This window comes from Vibrio sp. 1580, assembly GCF_033340055.1.
The window spans coordinates 1-519 of the sequence record NZ_JAWOVT010000727.1 but is presented as its reverse complement, the minus strand read 5'-3'; the positions used below and the strand labels follow the sequence as shown (position 1 = coordinate 519).

Annotated in this window: 1 protein-coding gene; it reads right to left on the bottom strand. The window is 43.4% G+C overall.

The window, feature by feature from the left end; all coding sequences use genetic code 11:
• Nucleotides 1-315 precede the first annotated feature (315 nt).
• The coding region (locus tag R7093_RS28070) for a HAMP domain-containing sensor histidine kinase (protein WP_318147389.1) at nt 316-519 on the bottom strand (204 nt) is incomplete at its 5' end.

Sequence of the window (519 nt, the reverse complement as noted above, 5' to 3'; positions counted from 1 at the left end):
GCCAAAAGGCGAGTAAAATGCGTGATATGGACAAAAATGTAAGTGAAAACAAAGAAAAAACAGCGAGAGGCTGCAATGGCCCAAACATGGGTCTCTTAGACGAACTTTTCATATTTATTTTGTGATGGACTTAGTCGTGATGTTGTGTCGTTTCTAGCAAAGCGAGCGTGAAATAAACGTGAATTATAATGAAAATCTATGGACTGAATTGTAAGTATTCGTATGTCTATGTAAGAGTGGGAGGCGTCTCATGCTTGGTGCGAAACAAGGCGATAGAAGTGTGCTCCATATCGCCTTTTTAGTCGTCTTTTTTCGCTAGTACTTTGGGAATGCGACGACAAACGTGTTCTTGCTATTTTCTCTCGGAATCAGCTCTATCGTTGCGCTGTGTAGCGTGGCGATATCTTTGCAAATCGACATTCCCAACCCTGCACCATCGCCTTTTTCTGAGTGACCTCGGTAGAATTGTTCAAAGATCCTTTCTCGCGTTTCTTGTGGAATCTCCGGGCCAGTGTCGGA